The 15,891-nt window shown below is 40.4% G+C and carries 10 protein-coding genes and 1 pseudogene; 4 read left to right on the forward strand and 7 right to left on the reverse strand.

The genetic code is table 11. The features are described 5' to 3' along the window. Positions 1–175 precede the first annotated feature (175 nt). The 4 genes and pseudogenes from FSB73_RS26070 to FSB73_RS00360 form a co-directional block, all read left to right on the forward strand. A pseudogene (locus FSB73_RS26070) lies at positions 176–319 on the forward strand (two-component regulator propeller domain-containing protein); the annotation flags it as partial. A gap of 608 nt (positions 320–927) precedes the next feature. Further along, positions 928–1,239 carry a two-component regulator propeller domain-containing protein gene (locus FSB73_RS23565; protein ID WP_225974906.1) on the forward strand — a complete coding sequence of 104 codons (312 nt, stop codon included), beginning with the start codon at positions 928–930 and terminating at the stop codon, positions 1,237–1,239. A gap of 41 nt (positions 1,240–1,280) precedes the next feature. Next, positions 1,281–3,227 (forward strand): sensor histidine kinase, encoded by a 1,947-nt coding sequence (locus FSB73_RS00355; RefSeq protein ID WP_146779653.1) that lies wholly within the window; start codon positions 1,281–1,283, stop codon positions 3,225–3,227. Between the two features lie 4 nt (positions 3,228–3,231). After that, positions 3,232–3,993 carry a response regulator transcription factor gene (locus FSB73_RS00360; RefSeq protein WP_146779654.1) on the forward strand — a complete coding sequence of 254 codons (762 nt, stop codon included), beginning with the start codon at positions 3,232–3,234 and terminating at the stop codon, positions 3,991–3,993. Positions 3,994–4,098: 105 nt separating this feature from the next. On the opposite strand, the gene FSB73_RS00365 is transcribed toward FSB73_RS00360, so the two are convergent. The 7 genes from FSB73_RS00365 to FSB73_RS00395 form a co-directional block, all read right to left on the reverse strand. Next, a complete protein-coding gene (locus FSB73_RS00365; RefSeq protein WP_158639354.1) occupies positions 4,099–5,904 on the reverse strand; it encodes a sugar-binding protein in 1,806 nt (601 codons plus the stop codon). Between the two features lie 182 nt (positions 5,905–6,086). Beyond that, positions 6,087–7,340 carry a glycoside hydrolase family 88/105 protein gene (locus FSB73_RS00370; protein WP_146779656.1) on the reverse strand — a complete coding sequence of 418 codons (1,254 nt, stop codon included), beginning with the start codon at positions 7,338–7,340 and terminating at the stop codon, positions 6,087–6,089. Between the two features lie 405 nt (positions 7,341–7,745). Continuing rightward, on the reverse strand, positions 7,746–9,299 hold the full coding sequence (locus FSB73_RS00375) for a BspA family leucine-rich repeat surface protein (protein ID WP_317132889.1): 1,554 nt from the start codon (positions 9,297–9,299) through the stop codon (positions 7,746–7,748). Beyond that, positions 9,272–9,709 carry a hypothetical protein gene (locus tag FSB73_RS00380; protein ID WP_146779658.1) on the reverse strand — a complete coding sequence of 146 codons (438 nt, stop codon included), beginning with the start codon at positions 9,707–9,709 and terminating at the stop codon, positions 9,272–9,274. Before FSB73_RS00380 ends, FSB73_RS00375 begins: the two co-directional genes overlap by 28 nt. A gap of 113 nt (positions 9,710–9,822) precedes the next feature. Further along, positions 9,823–10,470: a hypothetical protein gene (locus FSB73_RS00385; RefSeq protein ID WP_146779659.1), complete on the reverse strand. Its 648-nt coding sequence runs from the start codon at positions 10,468–10,470 to the stop codon at positions 9,823–9,825. Beyond that, the gene (locus FSB73_RS00390) at positions 10,467–12,662 is read right to left on the reverse strand and encodes a glycoside hydrolase family 88/105 protein (RefSeq protein WP_146779660.1); all 2,196 of its coding nucleotides are present in this window, start codon (positions 12,660–12,662) and stop codon (positions 10,467–10,469) included. Before FSB73_RS00390 ends, FSB73_RS00385 begins: the two co-directional genes overlap by 4 nt. Before the next feature lie 460 nt (positions 12,663–13,122). Next, entirely contained in the window at positions 13,123–15,858 is a 2,736-nt protein-coding gene (locus FSB73_RS00395) for a BspA family leucine-rich repeat surface protein (protein WP_146779661.1), read from the reverse strand. Positions 15,859–15,891: the final 33 nt, after the last annotated feature.

Consider the following 15,891-nt stretch of genomic DNA (forward strand, 5'->3'; position numbering starts at 1 on the left):
ACTTTATAAATAGAGTAGCATAATATATTTGCCGGTAAGCATTATGAAGACGATCTGTCAGTCCTTGGTTTTTACTTTCGCATTTCAATTCGTGGCTTTAATTTGCCATGGACAATACTATTTTAGGCATTACCAGGTAGATAACGGATTGGTATACAATGCAGTGTCCTGTATAATGCAAGATAGTCGAGGTTTTATGTGGATCGGAACGCGTGGTGGGTTAAACAGATTTGATGGCACTAATTTTAAAACCTTCTTAAATAAAAACAACCAATTTGAAAGTATCAGTGATAATATCATTACTGCACTCGCAGAAGATAAAAATGGAATGATTTGGATTGGTACAGCAAAAGGTATATTTGAGTTAGACCCTTACAAAGGCCGGCTGACTGACGTTCAAATAAAACCGCGTGGCTATGTCAACCACCTTGTAATTGATAATTATAATAATCTTTGGTTTGTATCTAACCATTCCTTATACAAATATAACCAGCAGAAAAATCAGGTAGAAAAAACCAATATTCAAGCTTCTTATATATCAAAAGGTTATCATAAGAATTTATGGATTGGTAAGGATAATGGAACAGTAGGCCTTTATAATACTCAAGAAAAGAAGCTAAAAAGTGTGCGTATTGTTTCAAATGAGGCTCCTTTAGATCAACGTTCAATAAGCAAAATCTATCCCATTAATGACTCGCTGGTTCTAATTGGTTGTTTTAGTAGGGGGCTAAAACTCTATAATGGAAATAGTGGTATTATAAGCAGCCTGCCACTTGAAAGCCCAGAAAATAATTCCATTTACATCCGCGATATTACGGCAGGAGATTCAAATAAATTTTGGGTGGCCACTGAATCGGGGATTTACATTTATGACTTATCAACAAATAAAAGTATACATCTAAAAAAAGAGCAGGTGATCCATATTCTATTACTGACAATGCTGTTTACGCCCTATGCCAAGACAGACAGGAAGGTATGTGGGTCGGCACCTATTTCGGTGGATTACAATATTATTCAAAGAAAAATGCACGTTTTAAAAAATATTATCCAATCCCGAATGCCAATTCTATTTCAGGAGATGCCATTGGGCAAATAACACCAGACAAGGAGGGCAACTTATGGATTGGTACGGAGGATGCTGGCATCAATAAATTTAATCCTAAAACAAACAAATTCACACATTATGCCGCGACTAAAAAAAGGGGGAACTGTCCTACCCTAATATCCACGGTTTACTAGCGTTTAAAAACAAATTATACATTGGCCCTTTATATCATGGCATGGAAATCATGGATATGACAACTGGACATATTATAAAAAAAACTAAGGTCATAGGTGAAAAGTCAGAAAAGGCCAGTAATTTCATTAATCGTTTTTATCTAACTAAAGATAGTACAATACTCGTAGGGACCTCTTTTGCAAACTCAGGATTATATCTCTATAATGACACATTTTCAACATTTAAACGAATTAAACAAATACCATTCAATTCTTATGTATTAGCGATAGTAGAAGATCATACTGGTAACATTTGGACAGGAAGTGTCTCCAGAGGTGCTTTTTATTATAACCCCAGAACTGGAGCGCATGGTAATATTCATTTTGGAGAAACAGTAAATAATAAAAGGGTAAATGAATATACCGTATTAGATATTTTGGAGGCAAGTGACCAATCGCTTTGGTTCGCAACAGTTGGTGGTGGCCTGATAAGATTAAGCAAGGATAGGAAAAAGATGAAAAGGTTCACGACAAAAAATGGACTTCTTAGCAATGTTGTTTATTGCATACTGGAAGACAATAACAAACATCTATGGGTCAGCACCCTTAAAGGCCTCATCAGCTTTGATCTACGCACAGAAAAAGCAACTGCCTATACAAAATCAAATGGACTGACCACCAATCAGTTTAATCACAGTTCCGCCTATAAGGGAATTGATGGTCATATGTATTTTGGGACAGTCAAAGGAATGATTGAATTTGATCCACGTTCATTTGAAGCAAAAGAAGCCGCTCCGGCAACTTATATAACTGGTTTTCAAATAAATAATAAAGAAATACAGCCCGGAGGTAAAAATAGTCCACTTGTCAAATCAATTTTGTATACGGATACAATTGAACTTACACACAAACAAAATAATTTCAGTATTGAATTCGTTGCTCTGGATTACGCCTCACCAGAAGCCGTAAAATATAAATACAGGATGAAGGGACTCGCTGGGCCCTGGACCTATCTCAATTCAAATAGACAAGCTTATTTTACCGACCTTGCTCCAGGAAATTATGAGTTTATACTTCAGGCCGAGAGTAGTACCGGAAGCTGGCATGGAGAGCAAAAAAAACTATTTATTAAAATCATCCCTCCTTTTTGGAAAACCAATTTGGCCTATCTGTTTTATTTTTTCTTAATAGCGGGTGGCACTTATTGGTTGATTCGGATGAAATTAAAGCGAGTGAATAAGCAGAATCAGCGTAAATTACAATTATTCAAACATGAGCAGGAAAAAGAGATATATCAGGCCAAAATTGAGTTTTTTACTCATATTGCCCATGAAATCAGAACGCCTCTAACCTTGATTGCGGGTCCTATCGAGTGGTTAAAAGGCCAGTTCGACAATAGAGAAAATGTAAAAAAGAGCCTTTCCATTGCAGCGCGCAACGCAAATCGGTTAATAGAACTGACCAGTCAATTGCTGGATTTTAGAAAAACAGAGACCGAACAATTTAGCCTGAATTACGTTAATACGGACATTTTTGCATTATTATCCGAGCAGGTGGCTCGTTTTAAGCAAGAAGCTTTAAACAATAATATTCGCCTAGAATTGATTGATCCTGAAAGTTCACAGATGGCCTTTGTGGATAGGGAGGCGTTTATTAAAATATGCAGTAACTTAATTGCCAATGCAATTAAGTACGGTTCAACCATGGCGACCATTCAATTATATGTTGCTGGCCCAAATGATGATCATTTTACTATTCAGTTTCTAAATGATGGTAATGGGATCGGCGAAGAATTTCATCAAAAAATATTCGAGCCCTTTTTTAGGGTTAAAGGATCCAACAAGCCGGGAACGGGCATTGGATTATCTCTGGCACATTCTCTTACCGAATTACATAATGGATCCCTACGACTGGTTTCTGGTAAACCTGGAAAGGTTATTTTTGAACTCAAACTGCCCATTCATCAAAAATTTGAATTTCAATTAAGTAACTGGAAAAAAATAAACTAATCTCATGGAAACGATTCTACTAATTGATGACAATAGTGATATGCTGGATTTTCTATCCGTAATTCTTGGAGACTACTATAATCTACACCTGGCATTAAACGCTGAGGTAGCCCAAAACATTTTAGACAAAGAAATTATACATCTTATTGTATCCGATATAATGATGCCTGGAATAGATGGCCTTGAACTGTGTAAGTTGATTAAATCCAATGTTGAATATTGTCATATTCCCATCATATTATTAACTTCAAAAAACACTTATAGCTCCCATATTGAAGGCTTGGAAGTTGGTGCAGATGCTTATATCCAAAAGCCTTTTTCTTCGGAGCTATTGCAAGTACAGATTACCAATTTGCTTAAAAATAGAAGCAAAATAAAAGAGCATTTTTCAAGTTCCCCTTTTGAGGATGTCCGTGTCATGGCCCACTCAAAAACCGACGAGGTCTTTCTTAAAAAATTGGATAAATATATTAAGGATAATATCAAAAACCCAAACATTGATATTGATACGCTGGCTGAGCATATGTTTATGAGTCGAACTACCTTGTATCGTAAAGTAAAATCAATCTCCTCACTCTCTCCTAAAGAGCTAATTGATATAACAAGGTTAAAAATGGCCGCTGGCTTAATCGCTGAAAATGAATACGCTATATACGAAATATCCCAAAAGGTCGGCTATAGTTCACAAAGCATTTTTACAAGGAATTTTCAAAAATATTTCAAAATGTCCCCAACACAGTATTATAAGTCCTTGCCACGGGCTTAATCAGTAGAATGCAAGGGGAATCTAGGTTTAAAACGGCCACCCCTTGCAATCTATTAATTATCAATAAAGTAGAAAATTTTCGTAGGTAGGCATAATTTATCATCTTCACCAACCTGATAAGGGTACCCATTTTTTTGTTGTGGTATTGGTCGGGTCTGCAACGCCGTCTTCTTTTTGGCCCACATCTTTAATGGAGAAATTAACCAACACAGGTGCACCAGGTTTTATGTTCAATTTAGAGCGGGCAATGGCGAGCTCTACAAAATAACCCTCATCCTGGTCACTCATATCAGAGATCGTACCTTTGTAGGCTGCTCTGGCATCAATATGCAAATTTGTATTGGACCAACCACTGTTATTGTAAACTTCGCAGCTTTTTAATCCATCATAAGACACTTTTAAACGGTATCCTTCATTAGGTTCCAACTTTTCAGAATTTGAATTAGTGCTCAAATAAATGGTAGCTTCGTCATCTTCATCGATAAAGTCATCCAACACTTCCACAAGAAAATAAACACTATCGCTGTTAAAAGATGACCTTAAGGTTGCCTGCGCCTGAGATAAAGCCCCAACAAATAATGCCTGGTCTGTATTTTCCCATTCAGCATTATTGCCATCCACCTGCACATTTCTATTAGTAGCAGTAATACGGTGGTTCAATACAAATTTAGAAAGCATAACTTCGCCCTGAGTGGTATTGGGCATTGCCCCTATGAGTTGATGGCTGTCTATTCTTTCCATGGTTCCCCAAAAACCCTTGCCGGAAAAAGGTGCATAAGGCTGCCCAAAATTGTGCGCACTGGTGTCTCCCATTTTCATGTAAAACGTTGAAGTGTAATTATAAGACAATACCGTTTCTCCAGATGGAAATTGAACCAAATAAGGGCCACTCCCAGGAAATGAATTATCATTTCTATCTTCTGGCCCTTCCTGGTCGGGACTAAGATGCGTCCACGCTCCATCCGCTCCTGAATAAGCAAACGAAATATAATAACTACCAACATTTGCTTCTAGTGCGGCGGCAAGCTCTTTATTTTTGTTCAGTTCAATAACCGCAGGCATTTGATCCGTAAAATAAATGTACCCGTCTTTTTCATGTTTGGTGCGTATAACAAAGTATGGAGACGAGCCAAAAGACGGCGTCCAGCTATTACCACCATCACTTGATGTAATCATTGCGGTACCTGTATAGGCTGATTCATTAAGCGTACTATCACTGTCGGTAAAATAACATTGGATCTCACCAGATGCCCTTTCTAAAAGGAAAGGTTCCCAATTAACGCCCTGGTATATTTCTATGGGGTCACCCCAGCTATTGCCATTATCTTTACTTCGTCTCATTTCAATGCCTGCATCCAATGGTTTCTCCCGGTAACCTATGTTTGCCCGATAAGAGGCTACCGCTATGATATCCCCATTTTTAAGGACAATGGCATTGCAATTAGAATAACGTCTTTCGTTATTTTCTCCCTTGCTATCAACGATACTATAATTCTTAAAAATTTTGCCTTTATGGGTCCATGTCTTCAAATCTTCACTGGTGGCATAATCGCAGCTTGCACCAATTTGATTATTGTGGTAAAACAAAATATAATGGCCATTGCTTAACTTTTTAATGCGCGGGTAATTGGGCTTTGAAACGCCAAGTTCATCCTTTCCCAGATTAACATAACTTCTAAAATTCAATTCAAGTGAGCTTCGAGAAGTAACAGTTGAATGTGAATTGACGGGTTCTGCACCTTGGTTAAGTCTGTCAATTGGGGTAATTTTAAAAGGAACCGAAATGGGCGGTGGTGGTGGTCCATTGCTACCATCGCCATTATTATCCACAATTTCACTCTTTTTACAACTCGTAATTAGACAGCTGGTCATTAAAAGGTAGCAAACAGGTCGCCAAAAACTTATCTTCATGCGCATTATTTTATAATTTTGGTTAAAGATTGTTTATGCAGGTGCAGAAGCTTGGCTTACTAAAATCAAGTTGGTAGGCCATTATTCTTCCAATAATGGCCCTTAGCCAACAGGTTTTCATCAAAATCAAATTTTTATTGTATGCGTAAAATCGAATATATTTATCAATATCAGCCTTTGGTTTAACGTTGAAGTTTGGCCATTTCTGTGGCCGCTAATAAAACAGGCCCCAAGACATGAAAATCATTTGTAACATTTGGCCTGTTATAATAAAATGCAATATCATCTTCAATACCTGTACCTATACAGACATTTTCAATTTTACCATCTGGTCTAACCTGTCTAGTTAAACCTTTCCAACCCTGAATAGCAATCGATTTGTAGGATGCGGGAATCCATTTTTCATTGACTGCTTTGGCAATGGCGTAAACAAACATAGCAGTTCCAGAAGACTCCAGATAGGAATCCGGCTTGTCTATTAACTGATGCCAAAGACCGCTTTGGTCTTGATATCTGGATATGCCAATAATCTGATGTAGCAAATATCCGATCAGTTCTTTGCGGGCTGGATGATCTTTCGGTAAGTTTTTAATTAACTCAACTTGTGCCACTGCCAGCCATCCATTGCAGCGCAACCAATGGGCCACACCATTTTGGGCAACATCACTAAACCAACAGTGGTAATACAAGCCATCTGTAGAATCATACAGGTGTTTATTGAAATTCCTTACTTGTAAAATTGCATCGTCAAAATATTTGCGATCTCCGGTAACCCTACCCATTCTGGCCAAAAAAGGGACACTCATATAGAGGTCATCGGCCCAAATAGTCATTTTGCGTGGAAAGCTCCTGCAAAGTGTGCCATCGCTGAGTCTTACTTGCTTATGCATAATATAATTAGCCGCTTTTTTAAGATAGGTCTCATACCTTTGGTTATGCTGAACTTCATTAACGTCAGATAAAGCAGCTGCCAGCGCACCACAATCATCTAAAGAGCCCATGCCGACCAGCCTACTCCATTCAGGCAAACGTTTTTCGCCAGCATATTTTTTCTGAAGTATTGCCAGGTTCTTGAATATAAAATCAAAATTTTTATATACATAATCAGCGTAAGACTTTTCCTTAAACTGTTTTGCTGCTTCAAGCATCCCAAACATCATTACGCCATTTGCATATTCCCATTTATTGTACAAAGACTTTGCTTTGACGCTTACACCAGCTGGGACATCATCTAAGCTTTGATACACGGTCTTTGTTTTAGGATCAACAAAATTAAAAGACGTATTTCTAATGATATTTTCCGCTACACTATGCACGACAGCAGACACACTTACATCTTGGGCAGTGCATGGAACCGCACTGCCAAACAGGCCCAAAAGCGATATCGCTACAAAGGAAAAATATTTACTAATTTTAATTAGGGGATTTAATTTCATTATAGATCTTTAGTTTTTAGTTTTTTCAAATATTAAAAATTGTATTTTAAGCTATTGCTTCCGTAAATAGCTGCTGCGTCTTACAATGGTATATAATACTAGTTAATACTACCTAGCTCAACTGCCTATGCGAAGTAAAGACATCTTCTCTAAATTTATTATTCATCCTTTTGACGAATCGTACCAATTTGGGTCTTAAATAATCCCAAAACCAGGATCGTAGCAATAACTGAGTATTAGTTATATGGAAGCTAAATTTAAGATTCCTGCATTATTTTAAATGCATTCGGATCGCCCAATTTCATAGAGACATCGTCTTATAGCATTCTTCCAATGATCACAATCTAACATTGGTAAGATTCGGATTCAAAGAAAAAGTCTAAATCCTGTATTTCCATATACTGTCTATTTTTTTATCAGTTTTACTTGCTGTCCATTTACTTTTGCAAAATAAACGCCCACACTCAGCTCACTAATTGCTATCGTATTAGCTCCTTTTTGCAGCATAACTCTTTTGACCAATACGCCGCCTGTGGAATAAATCCTAAGTTCACTGGCTCTATTCACCTGTACGGTTATTTGATTGGTCGCTGGATTGGGATACAATTTAAGTGGGCTATCTATATTTTGTTTTAACTGTACCAGGTTATGGCTATAAGAAATGGCTCCGTCCTGATCCACAATCTTAAGCCTGTAATAAGCATTTTCCGCAGTTTGGGTAACAGACATTTGATAAGTACTTCCGCCTCCTTTAGGTTGTAGACTGCCAAGGCTAACAAAGCTACCTTGAGGATCCTTACCGTTTGCATTATAAATGGCTTCCAGCTCAAAATGATCAACGTTTACTTCTACCCCTGTCTGCCAGTGCAACTTTGCCTGACCACGGGTGAGGGTACCGCTAAAATCTGCCAGGGTTACCGGTACAGAAGATTCATCGACCGTGCAATTACCAACCGCATCTCCTGTTATTACCCAGCCCTTATTATTGACCAAGTCATCATGATAGCCAGTGGCATAATTATCGTCATAGGTGAGTCCTGTAGCTGTAAGCGTGAGACCTGATGGGGTCGTTGGATTTTCATCCCAACCTTTCAGAATCAAACTGTAATTACTGCAACTGATCCCTGAATTTGTAAATGCATTTACCAGAGAGCCATCTCCATTTTTTGCCTTGGCTACACTGCTTATATCCCATTTACCCAGATTCTGATCGAAGGCAGAGGCTCTTTCTAATAAGCGTACCATATTGGTTACATGAGACACATCCCAATTAGAAATATCCTGATTGAAACTACTGGCATCATAGAACATATAGGCCATATTGGTAACGCTAGACACGTCCCATGCGCTGATATCCTGATTAAAGGCATGGGCACTCTGAACGATATGGCCAATATTTGTCACTTTGGATACATCCCAATTACCAATGGGTTGATTGAACTTTGTTGTACCAAAAAATAAGTTACTCATATTGGTAACGGAAGATACATCCCATTTATCCATTGGCTGATTGAAGGTTTTGCAACCGTAAAAAGCAAAATCAAGTCGTGTAACACTGCTTACATCCCAGTTATTGAGGTTTTGATTAAAAGCTAGATCATCGCGAAAGATATTGCTCATATCTACCACATGGCCGGTATGCCACTCGTTCATGGCCGGATTGGTTGTAATACCACTGCAACTTCTAAAGGCACCGGACATTTTGGTTACCAGGGCCAGATGAGGGGTATCCACTGCATTGAGTGTTAGATTGCTGGCGCCACTAAAAGCGCTAGCAAAGCTGGTCCATGGGATACTACCCCACTGCTCGACGCTCAGTAGTTTTTTGGGCGTAGCCGTTCCTATTTGAAATGCGGTAAAACTGCCACTGCCAGGTGTGATGGATACTAAATAGGTGCTGGCCTTGGGAAAGTTGACGGTATTATTGCCACTTACACCTGTGGCCCCCCTGTGCTGGATGGATCAAACAGGTCCTCCCAGTGAATGCTAAAATTACTGCCTGTAGCCTTGAACTCAATATCGGTCGCTGTGCCGCCCGCATTGTCTGTTTTCCAGGTGGTGGCAAATGCGCCCGGGGGCACCTCTGCTACTTTTGTAGGGGTAAAGGTAATTGTCGCCTGGTCACTGTCTGTTGGTTTATCCAACTGTACACTGAACACATGGGTGGCTGCATCCATTTGCACATCTCCTTTATCGGCTCTGACAAACTGAGGGCAATATCCTTGTAGTACAACAGAGGATTCACCGGGAGCAAACTGGACGGTCACCTGCAGCTCTTTGCCCATGGGCTGGATAGCAAGGATTCTTTTCGCACCAGTAGCAGCGATCTTGCCAGCATCACCCAAAAAGGCAATGCCGGAACTGGTCACGGGGGCTATAATATAATAATTAAAGTTATCCGTGGATACCTGATCGGTAAAAGCAGTGGTTGCGGCCTGTACTTTGACTGTTTTGGCGATGGGGTTGTAAATAGCTACTTCTCCTATTGCCCCAGCTCAGTGGGTTTAAAGGAAAAATCACGGACTGTATGCGTATCATCGCAAAATGCATACAGGTAATCGGTTGTGATATTGCCTGTTGCAGTGTGGGTATAGGTATAACCTAGCACCGGTTTACTGTCTCCTGCCGCCATAGACAGGTAGCTTTGATCCAAAGGTAGGATGGGTACATCTGGGCGCACAATCTGACCGTCCTTTCTGGCAGCCATTAAGATATTACCTTTGTTTTCCTTTCCAATAGCATCTCCCGTGCCTACCGGCCCGGCAGAGAGTACGGAAAATACCATATTGCCCATTTCTGTGCTCTTGAAGACATCGCTCCAGGGCATGGTGCCTGTCTCATAGGCTAGCTGGGAGGTAAACAGAAACTTAAACCATTTATTGTTTTTAAAACGGTCGTCACTGGTACGGATAGTGGTGAGGTTATTGTATTTTAATCCCTGGAGAAAATAACGGGGCATGGCCATGCAATATTGAAGGTTGATGCCTCGGCTGGCTGCCTGGCTGGCCATATTGTCCGTAAAGGCGTCTGCTACGGTGAGGGTGTTTTGCATCTCAGGGGAACCGCGGTAGATATAATCCAGCCAGTCTTGCTCATAGCAGCTGACATTTGCGGCTTTAAGGTAGCTCATGATGTCTTGCCAGAAGGCAGGATCAGGGACATAATACCTGATACTTGATACTGCTCGTTATAAGGGCTTCTGGGATCTACCCAACGGTTATGGGTAGCCAGCGGCACACCTAGTTTCCCCTGGAAGCCTTTTAGCTCATCCGGGAATACAAATGGGTCTGCCACGTAATCCATCAGACCGCCATACAGGTTCCAGGCCCCCGTAGGTAGTTTTGAGTTTTTATAACCGGGACCTTTTACGCCTGTGGCGCTATAATTACTTTTTTCATACCACCAGCTGTCTAGTTGCATATAACCGATGGGGATAACGTTATCATCATAATATTTTTTTAGGTTAAGCAGTGTCTGCTCATAGCCCAGGTTGGTATCGTAGTTGTAATAATAATCTGCCCCATTATCAGTCCAATAACCGTAATATTTAAGTAGCGGATCCTGATCTTTATCCGGAAAGGATCGGTCATATAGGTTCCTAAGGGCGGCGCCCCAACTATCCCAGCTTTCTCTTATCCCGTTATCCATGACCATAATGGTGGAATAGGAAAATCCTGCTGGATAACTGGTAATGGCTTCATTAAGTGTACTGGTAATTTTACGAGTGCCGTCTCCTTCCATCTTAGCAACCATAAAGTGTGATGCAGGCGATATAATACAAGCGTTTTTATTATCATCAAAGAAAAGCCAAGGTGTAGAAGTCTCATTTAGCTGGAACTCGGGCCAGGAAAAATGATCATTATGATAACTAAATGGATGCATGCCGGAGGGCATGGATGTGAAGTTTGGGAAACCTTTAAGTGCACCACTCTGGCCATTGGGAAGACTGATATCAAAAATAACAACAGGACTGTTTTTGTACCAACGGATGGAACCGGTTTTATTGCCGCCATCCCAGCTGAAGCTGGTCTTGGTGTAGTCTCCCACCTCATCATTGCCGCTAGTTGTGGTGATATCTGTTAGCGCCTGCCCTATGGATCCCGAAAAATGCCAGCCAGTTATATTGGAGGTAATAGTATAGTCGCCCGTGGTGGCATCAACTGAGATCTCCGTTGAGGACATTTGCGCCGTCTGCAACGCATTGGCACACCAAAGTATGGGTGCCTGACCATGCAAATCACCCGTATTTTGTTTCCTTTCAAGATAATATTCTCGATCATTTTTTTTATTGGTTCCCTCACACACATTCGTAATGTCATCATCACTATTGATAAAAGATATAAGGCCTAACCACGCTTTTCTCGCAGCTGGCCCATAGGATCCATTATTCAGCCACCCTTCTTTTACTCCAGTTATAAATGCATAAGCAAACATGCCCGTGCAGGAAGTTTCCTCCCATGCATCTGGATCATCAATCAATTGATGCCATACGCCATTTGCGTCCTGATATTGCAATAATGTAGCCATCATTTTTCGATAAGCAGTAAAAATAGCAGCCCTATCTGGATGGCTTATCGGTAAAAGCTTTAGGATTTCTGTCATTCCAACGGCCATCCAGCCATTCCCTCTTCCCCAATAAAAAGGCGCATCAAGGGCATGAAAGAACAAGCCATTGGGCTGCTGCAGTGAATCTAAATAATGAACCATCTCTTTGGCGGCCCTGTCCAGATATACTTTATTACCTGTGGTGATATATGCCTGGGTCTGCAAGGCAGTAATCATATACATATCATCAATCCACATTCTAGTCTCAAAAGAGAGCCCTTTATTGTAATAGTAATAGGAACTAGCGTTTACATATCTACCAAAGGGCGCACCCCATTGCTTATCAGCATAGTCAACTGCGAGATCCAGATATTTTTCTTCATTTGTTTGCCTGTATAATGCAAAAGGCACAATGCCAAATACAGCAAAATCTACATGATCACCAATGGGGACCATACTTTTCCTCTCTCCTTCCAATGGCAGATAGGCATCCAGAAGATCTTGCTGAAGCGCTTTATCATTGGTAAGTCTCGCAAACTCCAAAGCGCCAGACCACGCGCAAGTGACTGGGTAGTGAATATAATTAGGTTTTTGATTTTCCCCTATAAATCTATTGAGTGTTCCAACAAAATGATCGGCAATACGTTTACCGATCTGCGTTGGGGATTCTCCATATGGAAACACACTTAGATAGTCTGTATTTCCTTGTCCATTGCAGTATATATAAGAAAAACCCAGAATGAAAAGCAAAAAACTTGATTGAATGATTTTTTTCATTTATTCTAAAAAATTTACCAACGGAGTAATAATATATTCTAAACAACCATTTTCTCATAGGGCCATATTGTATCGTCAAATTATCCAAATAGCTTTATATATTGCAAGCGAAAAAGGTATTGGGCAAATTGAAATGAGCATCGATAACTGTTTACGTCAATAGCAACCATGGCATTTCTTTGACCAACAAACTTGCAAAAATCGCTTCAATATATAGAGATTACAAAGCTATATCGCTCTACCAGAACACATCAAAAGCTAGGCCCAATCACCCACCTCCTTCCATCACATATAATTTAGCTGTAAATTGGCATTGTCCTTTTACGTATCATCAATCTAACCCATACCGTATGTGTAAAGCTACTTTCCTTTGGCGTATTTTTTCCTTCAAACAGAAATATAAGAATTCAACTTGAGCTTGTAAGGAAAGTAGCCTAAAACCTAATTATCCATATACTTTTTATTTTTTTATCAGTTTTACTTGCTGTCCATTTACTTTTGCAAAATAAACGCCCACACTCAGCTCACTAATTGCTATCGTATTAGCTCCTTTTTGCAGCATAACTCTTTTGACCAATACGCCGCCTGTGGAATAAATCCTAAGTTCACTGGCTCTATTCACCTGTACGGTTATTTGATTGGTCGCTGGATTGGGATACAATTTAAGTGGGCTATCTATATTTTGTTTTAACTGTACCAGGTTATGGCTATAAGAAATGGCTCCGTCCTGATCCACAATCTTAAGCCTGTAATAAGCATTTTCCGCAGTTTGGGTAACAGACATTTGATAAGTACTTCCGCCTCCTTTAGGTTGTAGACTGCCAAGGCTAACAAAGCTACCTTGAGGATCCTTACCGTTTGCATTATAAATGGCTTCCAGCTCAAAATGATCAACGTTTACTTCTACCCCTGTCTGCCAGTGCAACTTTGCCTGACCACGGGTGAGGGTACCGCTAAAATCTGCCAGGGTTACCGGTACAGAAGATTCATCGACCGTGCAATTGCCAACCGCATCTCCTGTTATTACCCAGCCCTTATTATTGACCAAGTCATCATGATAGCCAGTGGCATAATTATCGTCATAGGTGAGTCCTGTAGCTGTAAGCGTGAGACCTGATGGGGTCGTTGGATTTTCATCCCAACCTTTCAGAATCAAACTGTAATTACTGCAACTGATCCCTGAATTTGTAAATGCATTTACCAGAGAGCCATCTCCATTTTTTGCCTTGGCTACACTGCTTATATCCCATTTACCCAGATTCTGGTCGAAGGCAGAGGCTCTTTCTAATAAGCGTACCATATTGGTTACATGAGACACATCCCAATTAGAAATATCCTGATTGAAACTACTGGCATCATAGAACATATAGGCCATATTGGTAACGCTAGAAACGTCCCATGCGCTGATATCCTGATTAAAGGCATGGGCACTCTGAACGATATGGCCAATATTTGTCACTTTGGATACATCCCAATTACCAATGGGTTGATTGAACTTTGTTGTACCAAAAAATAAGTTACTCATATTGGTAACGGAAGATACATCCCATTTATCCATTGGCTGATTGAAGGTTTTGCAACCATAAAAGGTAAAATCAGCACGATTTACATTACTAACATCCCAATTATTGAGGTTTTGATTAAATGCAGCAGCATTACGAAAGGTATTACTTAAAGTAGTAACAGCCGATACATCCCAATCGCCCATTGCTGCATTTTCTGTAAGGGAACTGCATCCATAGAATGCGCCAGCCATATCCGTACAATTACTAAGGTCTGGTTTATCGAGTGCGTGAATTTCCATATTGGAAGCCCCTTTAAAGGCATTATTGAAGGTGGACCAACTTGTACTCCCCCACTGCTCGATGCTCAGCAGCTTATTTGGCGTACCTGTTCCAACTTTAAAAGCTGTAAAACTGCCGGTCCCAGATGTGATGGAGACCAAATAAGATCCTGCCACAGGAAAAGTAAGGTTATTGGTTCCGCTCACACCAATCTGATCACCGTTAACAGTCGGAACATCCAGGTATTGCCAATGAATGGTAAAATTACTACCGGTCGCTTCAAAGGAGATATTAGCTGCATTCGCATCCCCCATGTCTGATTTCCAAATAGTACTGAAGGCTCCTGCTGGTAGGTTATAATTACTGGAAGGTGCATCCAGCAACTGTCCTACTGCCACTGCTGTCCCAAAATCAGGACTACCATCTACCTTCCAGCTAAAGGGCTGGATCCGCACATTTCTAGGGTTATCACTGCCTCCATTGGCTTTATTTCTGGCATGATAAACAATCCAATCCTCAGTACCATCTGGAGATTTAAAGAATCCATTGTGTCCCGGCCCGTAAACTTGCCCTGCATCATTTCTGGTAAAAACAGGTTCGGATTTTTTTGTCCAGCTAGCCGGTAGCATGGGATCAGATCCTGGAGTAAGGGTTAATAATCCTAAACAATAATTATCGGTAGCATACAAACTGGCAGAGAAGGTAACAAAAACATTGCCTGCAGCATTTTTCAGGACTTCAGGCCCTTCATTAAGTGATAAGCCGTGTTTTTCCCAGGCATATTGTGGTGTGCTTATCAATACACGATTGCCAGAAACGGTCCAGGGGTCACTTAGCTTAGCAATGTATATGCTCTGCAAATGTTCGGAAGTGGAGGTCCATCCACTCCAAAGCATATAGAGTTGACCACTGAGTTCCATAATCGTACCGTCGATGGCCCAGTTATCCGTTGCGTCTCCAACCTGGCCTTTTAAGGTCCAGTTTTTTGAAGTTGGATCGCTGTCGGGGTTTTCAATCACGTACATGCGGTGATTGGCATTATCTCCATCGTCTGCGGCAAAGTAAACATACCATTTGCCGTTAATCTTATGCAGTTCTGGCGCCCATATATTTTTCATAGTTGACGGCGGTGTATAAACAGTCGCATAAGACGGCTGCGAAGAAACGACATCCCCCAGATGAGTGATATCGCCTGTTCTGTAAATCACTATTTTGCTTCCTTGGGTATAAGTAAAATAATAAAGTCCACCTTCTTGATAGATCCATGGATCCGCTCCTCCAGTGGCCCAGATAGGATTGCTAAACTGTGGTTGAGCGGGGCTACCTTGAGCAAAAACAGTTGTTTTGCTATTAATGAGCACCATTAGTATTGCTAATAGACAAATACTTACATGTAAAATTCTCCTTTTCATCAGCTTTGATTTTATTGTTTAAAAAATATATTT

The organism is Arachidicoccus ginsenosidivorans, from assembly GCF_007971385.1.
In the GTDB taxonomy this organism is placed as follows: Bacteria; Bacteroidota; Bacteroidia; order Chitinophagales; family Chitinophagaceae; genus Arachidicoccus; species Arachidicoccus ginsenosidivorans.

Excerpts from the sequence above, each read along its gene's own strand:
- FSB73_RS00355 (WP_146779653.1), top strand. The coding sequence starts at position 1,281 with ATGGAAATCATGGATATGACAACTGGACATATTATAAAAAAAACTAAG.
- FSB73_RS00360 (WP_146779654.1), top strand. The coding sequence starts at position 3,232 with ATGGAAACGATTCTACTAATTGATGACAATAGTGATATGCTGGATTTT.
- FSB73_RS00365 (WP_158639354.1), bottom strand. The coding sequence starts at position 5,904 with ATGAAGATAAGTTTTTGGCGACCTGTTTGCTACCTTTTAATGACCAGC.
- FSB73_RS00370 (WP_146779656.1), bottom strand. The coding sequence starts at position 7,340 with ATGAAATTAAATCCCCTAATTAAAATTAGTAAATATTTTTCCTTTGTA.
- FSB73_RS00385 (WP_146779659.1), bottom strand. The coding sequence starts at position 10,470 with ATGAGCTACCTTAAAGCCGCAAATGTCAGCTGCTATGAGCAAGACTGG.
- FSB73_RS00390 (WP_146779660.1), bottom strand. The coding sequence starts at position 12,662 with ATGAAAAAAATCATTCAATCAAGTTTTTTGCTTTTCATTCTGGGTTTT.
- FSB73_RS00395 (WP_146779661.1), bottom strand. The coding sequence starts at position 15,858 with ATGAAAAGGAGAATTTTACATGTAAGTATTTGTCTATTAGCAATACTA.